The organism is Actinoplanes sp. NPDC051411 (assembly GCF_040682075.1).
Lineage (GTDB): Bacteria > Actinomycetota > Actinomycetes > Mycobacteriales > Micromonosporaceae > Actinoplanes.
Map to the genome: position 1 here is coordinate 1 of NZ_JBFBAD010000181.1, position 17773 is coordinate 17773.

Consider the following 17773-nt stretch of genomic DNA (forward strand, 5'->3'; position numbering starts at 1 on the left):
GCGGGGTGTTAGCTGGCGGTTTTACCCCGGGGGGTGTCGGGGCCGCCCCCGGGGGGCCGCGCCCGCCGGCGGGGGGGGGGGCCCGGGGCGGGGGCCCCCGCCCCCCCCCCCCCCCCCCACGCCCAGGTGTCGGTCTACGGCGCCGTGGCGCGCAAGCCGTGACCGTCGGCGGCCGGTGTTGCCGGGTATTCGGCCGTCTTGTGCCATTTGATACCTGAAATTCGACGCCGTTGAAGTCAGCCCTCCGGGGTGCCGAGCCGCCGGACGGCTAGGCTCCGGACTGTCGAAGATCGTCGGAGAAGCCGGTGAAAATCCGGCTCGGTCGCGCCACTGTGACCAGCCTCGCGGGCTGGAAGTCAGACCTCCGCCGATCACCGGACCCGAGTAGGCGGGACGCGAGATCCCGCAGGAGGTCGCATGAGCCCGTCCGGCACCATTCTCACCACCTGGACCAGACGTGACTGGTGGCAGTCCGCCGGACTGCTGGGGTTCATCGCCCTGCTGCACGTGGTCGCGTTCGGGTTGCTGCTCGGCGTGATCGGCCCCGCTCATCTGCGGCTGGGCACGCAGGCCTTCGGCGTCGGACTGGGCATCACCGCCTACACCTACGGGCTGCGGCACGCGTTCGACGCCGACCACATCGCCGCGATCGACAACACCACCCGCAAGCTGCGCGGCGACGGCAAACGGCCGAAGTCGGTCGGATTCTGGTTCGCGATGGGGCATTCGAGCGTGGTGGCCGGTCTGGCGGCGCTGGTCGCGGCCGGCGCGCACGCGGTCTCCGACCTGACCACCGACGGCACGGCCGCACGAACCACCCTCGGGTTGATCAGCACCGGCGTGTCCGGCACCTTCCTCTACGTCATCGCCGGGTTGAACCTGGTCGCGCTGATCGGCATCGTCCGGCTCTTCCGGACCATGCGCTCGGGTGAGCTCGACGAGCAGAAACTCGAGGAACACCTGCAGTCGCGCGGCCTCATCGCCCGCATCCTGGGCCGGCTCACGCGTACGATCACCCGGCCCGGCCAGATGTACTTCATCGGCCTGCTGTTCGGTATCGGCTTCGACACCGCCACCGAGATCGCGCTGCTGGTGTTGGCCGGCAGCGGCGCCGCCGCCGGCCTGCCCTGGTACGCCCTGCTGACCCTGCCGCTGTTGTTCGCGGCCGGGATGAGCCTGCTCGACACCCTGGACGGTCTGTTCATGAGCGTCGCCTACGACTGGGCGTTCCTCAACCCGGTCCGCAAGGTCTACTACAACATCTCGATCACCGGGCTGTCGGTGGCGGTGGCGTTCCTGGTCGGCTCGATCGAACTGATCGGTGTGCTGCACGACGACGCCGGCCTGGTCGACCCGTTCACCAGCTGGGTCAGCGACATCGACCTCAACAACGTCGGCTTCATCATCGTCGGCCTGTTCGCCCTGACCTGGATCGTCGCGACCGGCTACTGGCGCTTCGCCCGGGTCGAGGACAAGTGGGCCACCGCCGATCAGATCAGCCGGCGGGTGCGGTGACGGTGGTTGTCACCGGGGACAGCGGTCACGATCCTTCTTGTGCCCCTACTGTCGGTCGAAAGGCCCGGAAAGTTCCGCAGATCAAATAGTTGTCGGGCACCGGAACCGCGGCCGGCGCCGTGCGTATGTTGGCGGCGTGGTGACAACGATGCCCGCACCGGCGGCCACGCTCGGTGAGCTGGAGCTGGCGATAACCGGTATGACCTGCGCGGCGTGTGCCGCCCGGGTGCAGAAGCAGCTCGGCCGGCTCGACGGTGTCTCGGCCTCGGTCAACCTGGCGACCGAGAAGGCGACCGTACGCCTGGACGCCGCGGTGCCGGTCGAGGCGCTGATCGCCCAGGTCGAGAAGGCGGGCTACGGCGCCACGGTGGTCGAGCCCGAGGCGCCGGCGCCGACCGGTGACGCCGACCGGGTGCGCGAGTTGTGGCGGCGGCTGGTGGTCGCCCTGCTGCTCGGCGTCCCGCTGGCCGACCTGTCGACGACTCTGGTGCTGGTGCCCTCGCTGCGGTTTCCCGGCTGGCAGTGGGTGCTGCTGGCGTTGACGTTGCCGGTGGTCACCTGGTGCGCCTGGCCGTTTCACCGCCGGGCCCTCGTCGCCGCCCGGCACGGCGGCAGTTCGATGGACACCCTGGTCTCCCTCGGCGTGGTCACGGCCTCGGTCTGGTCGTTCTACACCGTGTTCCACGACGGCGACGCCTACTCCGGCACGCACGCGTGGGGCCTGCTGTTTCAGCCCGCCGGGTCGGTCTATCTCGATGTCGCCGCCGGGGTGACGGTGTTCGTGCTGGCCGGCCGCATGTTCGAGGCCAAGGCCCGCCGGGCCGCGGGCGACGCGTTGCGCGCGCTGGCCCGGGTCGGTGCCAAACAGGCGACCCGGCTGCGGGCCGACGGCACCGAGGAACGGGTGCCGGCGACCACGGTCCGGGCCGGCGACCGGCTGGTGGTGCGGCCGGGCGAGACGATCGCCGCCGACGGCGAGGTCGAGGAGGGTTCGAGCGCGGTCGACCTGTCGGCGATGACCGGCGAATCGGTGCCGGTCGAGGTCGGCCCGGGGGACCCGGTCACCGGCGGTACGGTCACGGTCGCCGGGCGCCTGATCGTACGGGCGTCCCGCGTCGGCGCCGACACTCAGCTGTCCCAGCTCGTACGCCTCGTCGAGCGCGCCCAGACCGACAAGGCGCGCGTGCAGCGCCTGGCCGACCGCATCTCCTCGGTTTTCGTGCCGGTCGTGATCGCGCTGGCCGTGGTGACCGGTCTCGTGTGGGCGCTGGCCGGAGCCGCCCCGCAGCGGGCGATCAGCGTCGGCCTGGCCGTGCTGATCATCGCCTGCCCGTGCGCGCTCGGCCTGGCCACCCCGACCGCGCTGCTGGCCGCTTCCGGCCGCGGCGCCCAGCTCGGTGTCTTCGTCAAGGGCCACCAGGCGCTGGAGTCGGCCCGGGCGATCGACACCGTGGTCCTCGACAAGACCGGCACCGTCACGACCGGCCGGATGAAGGTCGCCGACCTGTGGACCGCCGACGGCGTCGACCGGGCCACCCTGCTCGCCGACGCGGGCGCGGTCGAGAACGCGGCCGAGCATGTCATCGGCCGGGCCGTCGCCGCGTACGCGCTGCGCGAGAACGGCGGTCTCTCGCCGGTCGACGAGTTCCGCGCGCTGCCGGGCCTCGGGGCGCGGGGCCGGGTCGACGGCCGCCTCGTGCTGGTCGGATCGGCCCGGCTGCTGGCCGAGCGGCAGGTGCCACTGCCCGAGGGGCGCTGGGACGATCGGGCCGGCACCATCGTGCTGGTCGCGGTCGACGGGCAGGTCGCCGGCGGGTTGCTGCTGACCGACACGGTGAAACCATCGGCTGCCGGTGCGGTCACCGCCCTGCGCGAGATGGGGCTGCGTACGGTTCTGCTCACCGGTGACAACCGGGCCGCCGCCGAGGCGGTGGCCGCGACGCTTCGCGTGGATGAGGTCATCGCCGAGGTGTTGCCGGCCGACAAGGCGGCCACCATCGAAGGCCTGCAGGCCGCGGGCCACATCGTGGCCATGGTCGGCGACGGCGTGAACGACGCTCCCGCTCTGGCCCGCGCCGACCTGGGCCTGGCCGTGCTGACCGGCACCGACGTCGCGATCGGGGCCGCCGACATCGTCCTGGTCCGCGACGACCTGGACGTGGTGCCCACCGCCATCACCCTGGCCCGCCGCACACTGGGCACGATCCGGGTCAACCTGTTCTGGGCCTTCGGCTACAACGTGCTGGCCCTGCCGATCGCCGCCGCGGGCCTGCTCAACCCGCTGATCTCGAGCGGCGCCATGGCCCTGTCATCGCTGCTGGTCGTCTCCAACAGCCTGCGCCTGCGGAAGTAAGGAAGACGATGTCATGGTGCTGATCGCCGCATCCGGGCCCACCTCGGCCCAGCTCGCGGCCGACTGGATCTTCCGTCCGCTGGTGACCGTGCCGCTGGCGGTCGCCGCCGTCCTCTACCTGTGGGGCGTCGCCCGGGTGATGCGCCGGGCCCACGGATCCCGGTGGCCGCTGACCCGCACCGGCTCGTTCCTGGCCGGCCTCGCGGTCATCGCGGTCGCCTGCCAGTCGGCGATCGAGAAGTACGGCACCACGTTCTTCTGGATCCACATGGCCCAGCACCTGCTGCTGATCATGGTGGCCCCGGCGCTGATCATCCACGGGCGTCCGCTGATCCTCACCCTGCACGCCGCCCGCAACCCGTGGCACACCCGGTTCAAACGGATCCTGCGCTCGCGGGCGGTCACCGTCCTGACCCACCCGTTCCTGACCTTCCCCCTCTACATCGTGGTCGTCGTCGGCACCCACCTGACCTCGTTCAACAACGTCGCGGTCACCCACCGGTGGGCGGCCGTCGCCGAACAGGTCGCCTACCTCGGCTCGGGCTACCTCTACCTGCTGTCCGGGTTCGGTGAGGAACCGATCCGCTGGCGGCTGTCCCACCCGGCCAAGATGCTGGTCCTGGTGCTGTCCATGTCGGTCGACACGTTCACCGGCATCACCCTGCTGATGGCCGGCAGCAACCCGTGGCCCGCGTACGCCGCCCAGCACCACACCTGGGGACCGGACCTGCTCACCGACGTGCACTACGGCGGCGCGATGATGTGGGTCGGCGGCGACAGCATCATGATCGCTCTGATCCTGACCGCGCTGGTGCCGTGGGTGGCGGGCCGCAACCGCAACACCATTCGGATGCCGTTCGTGGAGAAGGCGCGCCGGGCCACCCTCGACCGCTACGACGGCTACCTGCCGGCCGGTGTGGCCAGCAAGCGGGACGTCGACGAGGACGAGCGCCGGCTCGACGCGTACAACGCCTGGCTGGCCGCGATGGCCGAACAGGACCGCCAGAGGACCGCCCGGTGATCGGTCTCGCCTCGCCGCGCTGGATCCTGAGCGCGGCCTTCGCCGTGACTTCGGGCTGTCACCTGGCGCGCTGTCTGCGTCCCGGGCACCTTCGCCCGCCATGGTTTGAGTCCGTCGCCTGCTTCCAGCGACATAGCCGGGTCGAGCCGGTCGTCAGTCTTGGCGCGGCCCCGGCTCCTCAAAGATTCTGGAGCAGACGGCGGTACCACGTCACGCCGTCGTGGAAGTCCTTCACGCCCAGGCGTTCATCGTAGGAGTGGATCGCGGCACGTTGATCCCTCGACATCCGTAGCGGCGCGTAACGGTAGACGCGCGGGCAGATCGCGGTGAAGTACCGGGAGTCGGTCGCGGCCATCATGATGTACGGAACGGTGACGGCTTCGGGGAACACGTCGCCGACGGTCGTCTCCAGCAATCGGAAGGCGTCGTCGTCGATCGGCGAGAGCGGGCACGGCTCGTTGCGGTCGACGACCTCGATGGTCACGTGGTCGTCGCCGATAGCCCGACGCATGCGCGTCAAAACATCGTCCACCCGGTCGCCGGCCATGACCCGGATGTTGACCCCGGCGACCGCGGTCGTCGCGACGACGTTGAGGGCGGGCGAGCCCGACAGCGTCGTGGCCACCGCGGTCGTGCGGGTCATCGACGACGACTCCGGCCCGAGCCGGCCGAGGACGGCGGCGAGCAGCGGCCGCAGCCGGCCGGCCTGCTTCGCGAGCGGGCGCAGGACCGCCGGGGCGTACGGGGTGAGCCGGCGGAAGAACTCGACCGTCGCGTCCGGCACGTACGCGGGGTGTTTGATCGCGTCGATCCTGGTGACCGCCCGGGCCAGGCGTGCGGTCGGGCCCAGCCGGGCGGGCACCGAGGCGTGCCCGCCGCGGCCCTCGACGCGCAGCTCGATGTTCGTCACGCCCTTCTCGGCGACGCCGACGACCGCCAGCGGCACCTCGACGCCCGGGAGGACGCCGGACGCGACCGCGCCGCCCTCGTCGAGCACGAACCACGGCTCGACGCCCCGCCGGCGCAGTTCCTCGACAGCTGCCGAGGCCGAGCCGCCGGTGACTTCCTCGTCGCAGCCGGAGAACAGCCAGACGTCCCGCGCCGGGGTGAAGCCGTCGGCGAGCAGGCTTTCGACCGCGGCGCACGCCGCGACGAGCGGGCCTTTGTCGTCGAGGGTGCCGCGGCCCCAGACGTAGCCGTCGACGACCTCGGCGCCGAAGGGATCATGCTGCCACGGGTCGCCCGGCTCGACCGGCACGACGTCGTGATGAGCCATGAGTACGACCGGTTTTCCGGCCTCGCCGGAGAAGCCGGCCCAGTGGAAGAGCAGACCGTCCGAGCCGACCCGGGTCAGGTCGAGGTGGTCGTGCAGCAAGGGAAAGTGTGCCCGCAGCTCGGCGTGGAAGCGTTCGAACACGCCGTCCTCGATGTCCTCGGCGCGGCGGCGGCTGACGGTGGGAATCCGCACCAGCGCGCGCAAGGCGTCGAGCGCCGCGTCGGTGGAGGCGGCACTCGCGGCATCCAGCACGTGACGACTTTACCGGGCCGTCCTTGTGACAGGCGGGCCCGTCCGGATGACTCCGGGCGGGCCCGCACCGCAAGGCCGGCCTCTCTTGCTCGCGGTCAGCGCAGGTATTTCTCCCACGGGCCGGTGATGGCCAGGGTGATGCCGGGGACCTGGATGTTGACGAACAGAACGCGGCCGTCGGGGGAGAAGGTCGGGCCGGTGAACTCGGAGTAGGTCGGGACGCCGTTCGACGTGCCGTTGCTGATCATGTTGCGGGCGATCGCGTAGGTCGGGCCGCCGGGCACCGAGCTGAGCACGTGCGAGGCGCGGACGCCGTCCTCGGCCAGCACCAGCGTGCCCCACGGGGTGACGGTGACGTTGTCGGGGCCGTCGAAGGTCAGGTCGGCGTACTTCGGGTAGGCGCCCTCGGTCTCGGCGGCCGGGTTGTGCGGGAAGTAGGTGACCAGCGTGATCGTCTGGTCGGCGTAGTCGTAGAACCAGACCATGCCGTCGTGCCTGGTCGCGTCGGCCGGTAGGTCGCCGGCGGCGAAGGCGAAGCTGTTGACGATGTACGCGCCCCGGCCGTTGCTCCAGACGCCCTCGAACTTCTTGCCGCGGGTGACCGTGCCGTCGGTGAACTGGGTGCGGATCGTCCGGGTCGTGGCGTCGCGGTCGGGGACCTCGATCCAGGTCACCTTGAACGGGCGGCCGAGCTGGGCCGAGGTCAGGTAGGAGACGTCGGGCAGGATGCTGCCGTCGTCCAGGCGGATCTGCATCGCCTCGAGCGTGCCCGCGGTGTCGCCGAGGATGGTGGCCAGGCCGCGGCCGATCCGGGCGCCGTGCGGCGCGGTCCAGCGGTAGAACAGCCCGTTGGGGCCGCTGGCGTCCTCGGAGAGGTAGATGTGCCTGAGGTTCGGCTCGACCGCCAGGGCCTCGTGCTCGAACCGGCCCAGTGCCTTGATCGGCTTGGGCAGCTGGTGCTTCGAGTCGGTGTCGAACACCTCGAAGACGTAGCCGTGGTTCTTCTCGTAGGTGCCGGTCAGCCCGGCCGCCGACCACGTGGTGCCGGCGTTGATGAACGTCTCCTCGCAGGTCAGCCACGTGCCCCACGGGGTGACGCCACCGGCACAGTTGCGTACGGTGCCGGAGATGCCGACCCACTCGGCGCCGCGCCTGCCGTTGCCGTCGGTGGTCAGCACCGTGCAGCCGCCGGCCGCCGCCGCGCCCGGGTCGTAGACCGTGCCGGCGACGTGCTGGACGCCGAACTCCGACATGTGCGGCGTCATCTCGTGGTTCTGGATGAGCGTCAGCCGGTTGTGGCCGGCGTCGACCACGCCGGTGCCGTCGTGGTAGGCGGGCGTCTTGCCCTGGCCGAAGGACAGGTCGCTCTGGCCCTCCCGGCTCACGATCTGGTAGGAGAAGCCGGCCGGGAGCGCGAGGATGCCGTGGGGGTCATCCTCCAGCGGCGGGAACGGGCGCCCGCCGGACGACGGGCGGGGCGAGGCGGCCGCGGGCTCGGCCAGGCTGGGCAGCACGCCGGCGACGGACAGTCCGACACCGGCGGCGGCACCGCCGGTGAGGATCTGACGACGAGAGACGACCATATGGGACTCCTGCGGATCGGTCATGGCTCCATTACTGACTTGATGAGCCTCGAAGTAAACTCTGGACCTTCGGGAAACGCCGGGTGTCGGGAAGATGGTGAACGGGCGATGTTCGGCCCCGATTCGCAGAACTGAGCCGAATCGGCCCGCCGTGCGTATGTAGGTAGGTGAGCTCTTGGAAAGGCCGGCTCCGCGGGCCGGCCGGCATCGGTACCGCGCTGGTGGCCGCCGTCGCGCTGCTGGTGCTCCCGGCGGCCGGCAAGCAACCCGTCCCGGCGCCGGCGGCGATGGACCTGGCCTGGCCGCAGGTCAAGCACGCGGCGCTGGCGGCCACGCTGGCCGACGGTACGGCGTACGAGCCCGGGCTGTTCCTGACCGCCGACACGTCGATCGGCACCGCGCCGAGCAAGGACCGCAAGTCGATGCGGCTCCTCGAACACCGGCCCACCGGCCCGGACGTGCTGATCCGCAAGCTGCCCCAGAAGGGGTACCCCTCGTTCTCGGCGATCACCGCGGCCGGCGACACGCTGGTCTGGATCGAGCGCGTCGGCAGCGGGCCGCCCTCGATCTGGACCTCCGGCCTGCGCCGGCCCGCGCCGCGCCGGCTCACCGCCGACGCGGGCGACGTCCAGTCCGACCAGTCGACCTTTGACCTGGTCATCGCCGGTGGCCAGGTCTACTGGACGGCGTCCGGCGCGGCCCGGGTCACCGAGGTGCGGTCGGTCGCGCTGAGCGGTGGGCCGGTTTCCGTACGCCCCGAGCCCGGCGACTGGAAACTGACCGCCTGGCCGTACCTGGTCAACGGGGTGACCGAGACCACCGGCACCACCGCGATCCGCGACCTGCGGACCGGACGGGACCAGGCCGTCCGCGGCAACGACCGGGCGACCACCCGCTGCAGCGCCACCTGGTGTGAGGTGGTCGGCGGCACGACCGGCGGCACGACCGTCGAGCTGATGCGGCCCGACGGCAGCCACCGCCAGAAGATCGGCGGGGACGACATCGCCGGCGCCATCAGCGACCCGGTGGTCCTCGACCGCTTCGAGATCTTGGCCCAGATCGACGACAACACCCAGCTCACCAACCACGTGCAGTTGATCGCGTACGAGCTCGCGACCCGCCGCCAGGTCGTGCTCAGCCCGGATGCGTTCGGCATCGCGTACCGGGCCGGGGTGCTCTGGTGGTCGACCGGCACCGACGCCGATTTCGTCCGCCACGCCGTCGACCTGCGTACCGTCTGAAAGTCAGGAGAGCCACCGTGACCACCGACCTGCTGAGCCCGCCCCGGGTGGAGGCTCCGCCAGCGGCCCCGGGCGATGCGCCGGGACCGCGACGGCGTAGCCGGGCAGTCGAGATCCTGGCCGCCGGCCTGGTGCTGCTGATCGTCGTGCGGGGCCCGCTCGCCTCACTGGTCTCCAACCCGCGGCTGTCGACCTGGATGACCGTGTTCGTGTCGGTGCTGGTCCAGGCCACGCCGTTCCTGGTGCTCGGGGTGCTGCTGTCGGCCGCGATCGCGGTCTATGTGCCGCGGGCGTTCTGGGCCAAGGCGCTGCCCCGGCATCCGGTGCTTGCGGTGCCGGTGGCCGGGCTGGCGGGGGTCGTGTTGCCCGGATGCGAGTGCGGGAGCGTACCGATCGCCGGCGCCCTGGTCCGGCGTGGCGTGAGCCCGGCCGCGGCGATCGCGTTCCTGCTCGCCGCACCGGCCATCAACCCGGTCGTGCTCACCGCCACGGCGATCGCCTTCCCGAAGAACCCGGCGATGGTGGTCGGCCGGGCCGGCGCCAGCCTGATCGTCGCCGTGCTCATGGGCTGGCTCTGGCTGCGCCTGGGCAAGGAAGAGTGGATCAAGCTGCCGTACCGGACCGAGTACGACGGCATGCCGCGCTTCCAGGCGTTCGTGGCCGCCTGCCGGCACGACATCATGCACGCCGGCGGCTTCCTGGTCCTCGGCGCGGCCGCCGCGGCCACCATCAACGTCACCGTGCCGCAGTCCCTGCTGCAGTCGCTGGCCGACAAGGCGGTGCTGGCCGTGATCGCGCTGGCGCTGCTCGCCGTACTGCTGTCGATCTGCAGCGAGGCCGACGCGTTCGTTGCGGCGTCGCTGTCGACGTTCTCGCTGACCGCCCGGCTGGTGTTCCTGGTCGTCGGCCCGATGGTCGACCTCAAGCTGATCGCCATGCAGTCGGGCGTCTTCGGCCGCCGGTTCGCGTGGCGGTTCGCGCCGGCCACGCTGCTCATGGCGATTCTGATCGGCTCAGCGGTCGGGGTGGTGCTGCTGTGAACAAGCGCATCCAGTCCGTTCTCATGCTGCTGCTCGGCGGGGCGATCCTGCGCATCGCCATCACCGGCTCCTACCAGCGCTACGTCAAGCACGGCCTGCGGCCGCTCCTGCTGCTCGCCGGTGCCTTCCTGGTGATCATGGCGGTGCTGACGCTGTGGTACGAGTTCCGGGGCCGTCACCATCATGACGACGGCCACGGCCACGACCACGGCCACTCGCACGAGCCCGGTGTCGGCTGGCTGTTACTGCTGCCCGCGCTGGTGCTGCTGACGTTCTCCCCGCCGGCGCTGAGCGCGTTCGCCGCCGGCAAGTCCGGGACCATCGTGGTGTCCTCGGAATCGGACTATCCGCCCCTGCCGGCCGGAAACCCGGTCCCGGTCACGCTGCTCGACTACGCGGCGCGATCCATCTACGACAGCGGCCGCAGCCTGACCGGTCGGACCGTACAGATGTTCGGCTTCGTGACCCCGGGACCGGGCGGGCAGCCGGTGCTGGCCCGGATCGTGCTGACCTGCTGCGCCGCCGACGGGCGGCCGGTCAAGGTGGGCCTGACCGGTAAGGCGCCGACCGGCCTGGGCGCGGGCACCTGGATCCAGGTCGAGGGCACCTACTCCAGCCAGACCGGCTCCGACCCGATCAACAAGGCCAAGGTTCCGTACCTGGCGGTCACCGCCTGGCAGGAGATTCCCACCCCGCAGGATCCGTACGACTGAGGCGCTAGGTTCGTCCGGTGACCCATCACGGCGCGCCGCCCGCCGCCTCCCGGCACACCCGCCGCGTCGTTACGGCCGTGCTCGTCCCGTGCGCCCTCGCGACGCTCGTCGCGCTGATCATCCTGTGGCCGGCCCGGATCACGCCGGCGCCCGACACCAGCGGCGGCCAGCGGGCTCTGGGCACGGTCGAGACCGTCTCGGCGCAGTCGGCGACGGTACGGATCACCGACGGCCCCGGTGCTGGCACCACTCAGACGGTGGACGCGCAGCAGGGCCCGGGTGCGATCGAGCTGCGGCCCGGCGCCAAGGTCGTCCTGCTCTACCAGCCGGACGCGGTGCCCGGCGGTCCGTCGTACTCGGTCACCGATGCCCAGAGATCGGCGCCGCTGCTCTGGTTGGCCGCGTTGACCCTGGCCGCGATCGTGGCCTTCGGCCGGTGGCGGGGCCTGACCTCGCTGGCCGGGCTGGCCGTCAGCTTCGCGATCCTGCTGTTGTTCGTGTTGCCCGCCATCGCGCACGGCGAGTCACCGCTGCTGGTCGCCGTGGTCGGCGCGTCGGCCATCATGTTCGCGGCGATGTACCTCACCCAGGGCGTCTCGGTGGTCACCTCGGTCGCCGTGGCGGGCACCCTGGCCAGCCTCGTGCTGACCGGTCTGCTCGGCTTCGGCTTCACCACCGCGATGAACCTGAGCGGCGTCGCCGACGACAACACGTCCAGCCTCCTGACCACCTTTCACGGCATCGACCTGCATGGCCTGCTGCTGGCCGGCATCGTCATCGGTGCGCTGGGCGTGCTCATCGACATCACCGTCGGCCAGGCCGTCACGGTGGCCGAGATGGCCCTCGGGCACACGTCGCGCTGGGACCTCTACCGGGCGGCCACCCGGGTCGGGCAGGCCCACGTGGCGGCGGCGGTCAACACCATCATCCTGGCCTACGCCGGGACGTCGCTGCCCCTGCTCCTGCTCATCGCCGCCAACAACGGCCCGGTCGGCGACCTGCTGACCAGCGAGTTCATCGGCGAGGAGATCATCCGCAGCGCGGTCGGGACGATTGGGCTGGTGGCCTCGGTGCCGATCACCACCGCTCTGGCCACCCTCGTGGTCGAGGTGGGGCCGAGCGTGCCGGCAACCTCCGGCCGGCACGCTCGTCAGTGCCAGACGTAACCGCCGCTACCCGGGTTCTTACCGCAGTCTGCCGAGGGTGATCAGGCGCCGTCTGGTCGAGTCGCTCGAGCTCAGCCTGGCTGTTGCGGGCGGGTCAAGCCCAGATCATAGGCGAGGATCACGGCCTGGATCCGATCGCGCGCGCCGATCTTGGCGAGCACCCGGCCGACGTGCGTCTTGACCGTGGACTCGGAGAGCACGAGCCGCTCCGCGATCTCACCGTTGGTCCAGCCGCGTCCGATAGCGATCAGGATCTCGCGCTCCCGCTCGGTCAGCGTGTCCAGCCGCGGGTCGGTGGCCGGCGCGCCGCCGCCGAGGTGATGCGCGAACTCGTCGAGCAGCCGCCGGGTGAGGGCGGGCGCGATCACCGCGTCGCCCGCGGCCACGGCCCGGATGCCGGCCAGCAGCTCCTCCGGGTGGGCGTCCTTGAGCAGGAAGCCGCTGGCGCCGGCCCGGAGCGCGGCGTGCACGTACTCGTCGAGGTCGAAGGTGGTGAGCATCAGGATGCGCGACCGGCCGCCCTCGGCCACGATCCGCCGGGTCGCCTCTATGCCGTCCAGGCCGGGCATCCGTACGTCCATCAGCACCACGTCCGGACGCAGCTCGGTGACCTGGCGTACCGCCTCGGCGCCGTTCTGCGCCTCACCGATCACCTCGGTGTCGGGCCTGCTCTCCAGCAGCATCCGGAAGCCGAGGCGTTGCAGCGGCTGGTCGTCGACGATGAGCACGGTGATCATGCGGGTTTGTTTTCCAGATCGAGCTCGGCGGAGACTGACCAGCCACCGCCGGGCTGCGGTCCGGCGGTGACCGTTCCACCGTAGAGGCCGGCGCGCTCGCGCATGCCGACCACGCCGTGTCCCTCCCCGGTGGAGGGAACGAGCCGCTCCCCGGCCGGCGGGCCGGTGTCCCGGACGGTGATCCGTAGCCGATCGCCGTCGACCCGCAGCGCCAGCTGGATCCGGGTGTGCGGGCCGGCGTGCTTGAGCGCGTTGGTCAGCGCCTCCTGCGCGATGCGGTAGGCGGCCAGCTGCACGTCCACGTCGAGGGTGTCGACGGCCCCGGTGCTCCGGTAGTCGACCTGCGGCCCGGCGGAGCGGATCTGCCGGCACAGCGCGTCCAGGTCGGCGGTGCCCGGCTGCGGGGCGAGGCTGGGCTCGTCAGTCTGCTCGCGCAGGACGCCGAGCATGCGGCGCAGCTCGGCCAGGGAGTCGCGGCCGGTGTCCCCGATCAGCCGGAGCGCCTCCTTGCCGCGCTCCGGCGAGGCGTCCGACGCGTACGCGCCGCCGTCGGCCAGCGTGACGATCACCGACAGGCTGTGACCGAGGATGTCGTGCATCTCGCGGGCGACCCGGGCGCGCTCGGTCGCCGTCGCGAGCCGGCTGCGCTGGTCGTGTTCGATCTCGAGCTGGACGGCCCTCTCGCGCAGGACGGCCACTTGGGCGCGGCGGATCCGGACCGCGAAGCCGAGGGCGACGGCGGCGGTGCCGAAGGCGCCGACCACGAACAGCACATCCCACACCGACACGTACGCGGACAGCCGCACCATGATCAGCACTGTCGCCGCGGCCAGCCCCGGCACCGCCCAGACCAGGCGGTTCAGCGGGCCGTGCAGCACCAGGCTGTAGACGGCGACCAGCACGGCGACGTCCGCGCGCAGCATGACGCCAGCCGACCATTCCGCCACGAAGACGGCGAGGACGGCGTAGAACGCCGCCAGCGGGGCTCGGCGCCGCCACCAGAGCGGCACGATCAGCGCCAGTTGCAGCAGCAGCATCTGCACGGTCGGCAGCTGGGTGAGGGTGATCGGCCCGTCCGGAGGGCCGTGGTCGCGATCCAGGTCGGGCATGCAGAACAGCAGGAAGATCACCAGGACGACCGCGGTGTTCAGGGCCCACCGGTGCCCGGCGTCCCACTGCCGCAGCCGGCGCCCGGCCCGGAACAACCGGTCCATCACCGGGTGCCCGACCAGTACGCCGGCCGCGTTGTCGTCGCTCACGAGTCCATCCTCCGGCACGGCCGGGTGGATCAGGCGTCCGAGCGCATCAGCCGGTACGCGGCGCCGCCGAGCGCGAGCGCCGTCCAGCCGAGCAGCACCAGTAGCCCGGCGCCGGCCGAGAGTGTGCCGGTGACGTGGTGCAGGCTGTAGATCGATTCGCCGGCGTTGCTGGGCAGGTACGGGGTGAGGTCGGTCCGCCAGGACTTCGGCAGCAGCGACATCAGGCCAGGCACCAGCAGGAACGTGCCGACCAGCGCGGAGATGCCGCCGGCGGTCGAGCGCAGCAGGGTGCCCAGCGCGACGCCGATGACGCCGACCAGGCCCAGGTAGACCCCCACGCCGAGCAGTCCGCGCAGCACGCCGCCATCCGAGAGGCTCATCGCGTTCGCGGCGCCGGACAGCACCCCGTTGCTGATCAGGAAGCCGGCCAGGGCGCCGACGGCCCCGGTGACGAAGGCCAGCACCCCGTACACGGCAGCCTTGGACCAGAGCACCGGCAGCCGGCGCGGAACCGCCGCGAGGGTCGACCGGATCATGCCGGTGGTGTACTCGCCGGAGGCGGTCAGCACCCCCAGCACGCCCAACGCGATCAGCGAGAACGGCACCCCGAACAGTCCGAGGCTGTACGACGTGGCGTCGGCGAAGTCCGGGTCGATCGGCTGCCCGGAGTTGAGCATCGACTTGTAGCGGAACGCGGCGATGGTGCCGAAGGCGAGCAGGAACAGCAGCCCGAGACCGAGCGTGATCCAGGTCGAGCGCAGCGACCAGAGCTTGGCCCACTCCGAGCGCAGCACCCGCCGCCCGGTGACCTTCAATGGGGTGGTGGGCCGGGCCGGCGCGATGTCGGCAGGCCGGGTTTCGGCGACGATGCTCATGCTGCCCTCGCAGGGGTGGTCGCGGCGTGGTACTCGACGGATTCCTTGGTGAGATCCATGAAGGCATCCTCGAGGGAGACGGACTTGGCGGTGAGCTCGAACAGGGCCAGGCCGTGCTCGGCCGCCTTGAGCCCGATCGCGCGGGGGGTGAGGCCGGCCACGGTCAGCTGCTCCGATCCGGGCTGCCCGCTGATCTCGACGCCCGGCCCGGCCAGCACCCGGCGCAGCTCGGCCGGGTCGGCGGCGGCCACCACCACGGTGTCGCCGCCGGCCTGCCGGACCAGCTCCGACACGGTGGTGTCGGCCAGCACCCGGCCCCGGCCGACGACGATCAGGTGGTCGGCGACCAGCGCCATCTCGCTCATCAGGTGCGACGAGACGAAGACCGTCCGGCCCTCGGCGGCCAGGCCCGTGAGCAGGTTGCGGATCCAGAGCACGCCCTCCGGGTCGAGCCCGTTGACCGGCTCGTCCAGCATGACCGTCTGCGGGTCGCCGAGCAGCGCCGCGGCGATACCCAGGCGCTGGCCCATGCCGAGCGAGAAGGCGCCGGCCCGCTTGCGGGCCACCGACTGCAGCCCGGTCAGCCCGATCACCTCGGACACCCGGGCACGGGAGATGCCGTGCGTGTAGGCAAGAGTCATCAGGTGGTCGAAGGCCGAGCGCCCGGGGTGGATCGACCGGGCCTCCAGCAGCGCGCCGACCTCGTGCAGCGGGGCGGAGTGCCCGGCGTACCGGCGGCCGTTCACGGTGACGGTGCCGGACGTCGGCGCGTCCAAGCCGATGATCATCCGCATCGTGGTGGACTTGCCGGCGCCGTTCGGCCCCAGGAACCCGGTCACCGCGCCCGGCCGGACCGTGAAGTCCACACCGTCGACGGCGGTCTTGTCGCCGTACCGCTTGGTCAGCTGTCTTGCCTCGATCATCGTTCCCCCTTGGCGTCTGGTGCTTCAAACGCTAGGGGCGGCGAGGCGGCGTTCCGTCGTACCGCGGTCGGATCTTCGGCCCGGGGCGTGGTACCGCGGTACCACGGCGCCCCGCTGAGGGAACACAGGTGTGCGACCGTCTTGGTCGCCGACGTGGCTGTTCTCGACCGGTTCGAGATCTTCGGCCAGGCCACTCCGAACGCATGGCTCACCGGCAAACTCCAGCGGAAGCCGCGGACGTGTCGTGCCGGGCCGGAGTCGTGTGGTGCCCGCCCGGAAACCGGAACGCCTTTCTGCGCCACTCCCTGAACCTGCGCACCCTGTGAAACGCCGCCGGTCTTGCGGATATCGCATACGAAGCGGCCGGGGAGCAGTGACTCCGCCGGGTATTTGCTCGCGGTGCGAGGACCGGTTGGCGGCTGGTTACGGAGCTGAAATGCCGTGGCCTGGGTGCCAGCGCTGTGCTGATGCTGGGAGAGCAGGGCATGCGCCCCGTCGCGGCACCGGGGCGATCATCCGCGACGATGGCGTGGGCGCAAGCACGGCGCGATGAAATTTTAGGCCATCTTGCCGACGGTTCGGTTTTTACTGTTCCGGCCCGGAGGCGACGTATCGCTGACGGCAACGCTCAAGCAGCCGTCACGGACGTCGCGGTACTCGATCGGCAACGAGGTGCTGTGGTGGCCCACCGGCACCGAAGACGCCAGCACCTGGCACACAGGCCTGCGCGACGGTCGGCCCGCCGCCATCGTTCGGCGGCGGGCCGATGGCCGAAGGAAACGGTCAGGAGTCCGGCGGTGGCCGGGTTGGGGGCTGGTCGGACGGGCCGGGGCGGGGCGACGACGAATCGGCCGCGTCCTTCGGTGGGGTGCTCGTGGGGGAGTTCGCGCTGGGCGCGGCGGGTGGTGAGGGAGACGATGGCGGCTGAGGCCAGGACGACGACATCAGGTCGTCGAACTCGGCCCGGAGCAGCTCCTCGTCCGTCGCGATCAGGTCGGCGAACTGCTCATCGAACCAGCGGTCCCACTCGGGGGACAGCCCGGTACGGTTCTGCACCGTCGCATCGATCATTGCTCCTCACCTCCCGCCGCGCCCGTTACCGATTCGGCTGCCCGGCGAACCGCCGCGATCAGCCGGTGATTACTTTCTGGTCGGTGTCCTCGCGGCCGGCGATGGTGACCTTGCGGGGCTTGGCCTTCTCGGCGATCGGGATCCGGAGCACGAGTACGCCGTTGGCGTAGCCGGCGTCGATGTGTTCGGTGTCCAGCGCGTCGCCCAGGAACAGCTGTCGGGAGAAGACACCGAGAGGCCGTTCGGTCAGCTGCGCCACCGCGTCGTCGCCCAGAGCCAGCGGGCGGCGTTCGGCCCGGACGGTGAGCACGTTGCGTTCCACGTCGATGTCGATCGCGTCCTTGTCCACCCCGGGCAGATCGAACGCGATCACGAACTCGTCGCCGTTGCGGTACGCGTCCGCCGGCATCGCGGCCGGCCGCGACCAGGTGCCGGTCTGCGGGGTTCCGAACAGCTGCTGGGCGAGCCGGTTGACCTCGGTGAAGGGTTCGCTGCGCATCAACATGGGTCCCACCTCCTGCGTCTCGACTTCGGGGTCAATGCGCGATACCGTCTTTCTAACACGTCATCACCCCGATGACAAGCCAAACGTCATCACACAGATGACAACTTTGTGGGGAGGTTGCAGTGGCGATCCCGGACCCGGTCACCGCCGCGTTCCACCGACTGACCAACGACACCCGACCCGCCGACACCCCGGCCGCCGTCACCGCGATCACCACCACCGCCGCCACCGCGATCACCGCCG

General features: G+C 71.2%; 15 protein-coding genes and 1 riboswitch. Of the genes, 7 read left to right on the forward strand and 8 right to left on the reverse strand.

All coding sequences use genetic code 11. The annotated features are described in order from the left end of the window. Positions 1-288: 288 nt before the first annotated feature. Positions 289-373, forward strand: a riboswitch (adenosylcobalamin (AdoCbl) riboswitch). A gap of 44 nt (positions 374-417) precedes the next feature. The 3 genes from AB0M88_RS48730 (at position 418) to AB0M88_RS48740 (ending at position 4889) form a co-directional block, all read left to right on the forward strand. Then, complete coding sequence (locus tag AB0M88_RS48730; protein ID WP_364114346.1) at positions 418-1515, forward strand: HoxN/HupN/NixA family nickel/cobalt transporter; 1098 nt, start codon at positions 418-420, stop codon at positions 1513-1515. Positions 1516-1663: 148 nt separating this feature from the next. Then, positions 1664-3868, forward strand: a complete 2205-nt coding sequence (locus AB0M88_RS48735) for a heavy metal translocating P-type ATPase (protein ID WP_364114372.1) — start codon at positions 1664-1666, stop codon at positions 3866-3868. 13 nt (positions 3869-3881) lie between these two features. Further along, positions 3882-4889: a cytochrome c oxidase assembly protein gene (locus AB0M88_RS48740; protein WP_364114348.1), complete on the forward strand. Its 1008-nt coding sequence runs from the start codon at positions 3882-3884 to the stop codon at positions 4887-4889. Between the two features lie 178 nt (positions 4890-5067). Here the strand turns inward: AB0M88_RS48740 and AB0M88_RS48745 are convergent, their stop codons facing one another. After that, complete coding sequence (locus AB0M88_RS48745) at positions 5068-6417, reverse strand: M20/M25/M40 family metallo-hydrolase (protein WP_364114350.1); 1350 nt, start codon at positions 6415-6417, stop codon at positions 5068-5070. Positions 6418-6512: 95 nt separating this feature from the next. Beyond that, positions 6513-8000 carry an alkaline phosphatase PhoX gene (locus AB0M88_RS48750; protein WP_364114352.1) on the reverse strand — a complete coding sequence of 496 codons (1488 nt, stop codon included), beginning with the start codon at positions 7998-8000 and terminating at the stop codon, positions 6513-6515. 167 nt (positions 8001-8167) lie between these two features. On the opposite strand from AB0M88_RS48750, the gene AB0M88_RS48755 reads away from it, so the two are divergent. The 4 genes from AB0M88_RS48755 to AB0M88_RS48770 are packed head-to-tail and all read left to right on the forward strand — an operon-like array spanning position 8168 to position 12160. Then, entirely contained in the window at positions 8168-9241 is a 1074-nt protein-coding gene (locus AB0M88_RS48755) for a hypothetical protein (RefSeq protein ID WP_364114354.1), read from the forward strand. A gap of 47 nt (positions 9242-9288) precedes the next feature. After that, entirely contained in the window at positions 9289-10281 is a 993-nt protein-coding gene (locus tag AB0M88_RS48760; RefSeq protein WP_364114374.1) for a permease, read from the forward strand. Then, a complete protein-coding gene (locus tag AB0M88_RS48765; RefSeq protein ID WP_364114356.1) occupies positions 10278-10994 on the forward strand; it encodes a TIGR03943 family protein in 717 nt (238 codons plus the stop codon). The genes AB0M88_RS48760 and AB0M88_RS48765 overlap by 4 nt, the downstream gene beginning before the upstream one ends. A 17-nt stretch (positions 10995-11011) precedes the next feature. Beyond that, a complete protein-coding gene (locus AB0M88_RS48770; RefSeq protein ID WP_364114358.1) occupies positions 11012-12160 on the forward strand; it encodes a YibE/F family protein in 1149 nt (382 codons plus the stop codon). A gap of 71 nt (positions 12161-12231) precedes the next feature. Here AB0M88_RS48770 and AB0M88_RS48775 read toward each other — a convergent pair whose 3' ends face one another. The 6 genes from AB0M88_RS48775 to AB0M88_RS48800 form a co-directional block, all read right to left on the reverse strand. Further along, entirely contained in the window at positions 12232-12897 is a 666-nt protein-coding gene (locus tag AB0M88_RS48775; RefSeq protein WP_364114360.1) for a response regulator transcription factor, read from the reverse strand. Further along, complete coding sequence (locus tag AB0M88_RS48780) at positions 12894-14156, reverse strand: sensor histidine kinase (RefSeq protein WP_364114362.1); 1263 nt, start codon at positions 14154-14156, stop codon at positions 12894-12896. The genes AB0M88_RS48775 and AB0M88_RS48780 overlap by 4 nt, the downstream gene beginning before the upstream one ends. Positions 14157-14185: 29 nt before the next feature. Continuing rightward, positions 14186-15031: an ABC transporter permease gene (locus AB0M88_RS48785; RefSeq protein WP_364114364.1), complete on the reverse strand. Its 846-nt coding sequence runs from the start codon at positions 15029-15031 to the stop codon at positions 14186-14188. After that, entirely contained in the window at positions 15028-15954 is a 927-nt protein-coding gene (locus tag AB0M88_RS48790) for an ATP-binding cassette domain-containing protein (protein WP_364114366.1), read from the reverse strand. The genes AB0M88_RS48785 and AB0M88_RS48790 overlap by 4 nt, the downstream gene beginning before the upstream one ends. A 783-nt stretch (positions 15955-16737) precedes the next feature. After that, positions 16738-17025, reverse strand: a complete 288-nt coding sequence (locus AB0M88_RS48795; RefSeq protein WP_364114368.1) for a hypothetical protein — start codon at positions 17023-17025, stop codon at positions 16738-16740. Between the two features lie 58 nt (positions 17026-17083). Then, complete coding sequence (locus AB0M88_RS48800; protein ID WP_364114370.1) at positions 17084-17530, reverse strand: Hsp20/alpha crystallin family protein; 447 nt, start codon at positions 17528-17530, stop codon at positions 17084-17086. Positions 17531-17773 lie beyond the last annotated feature (243 nt).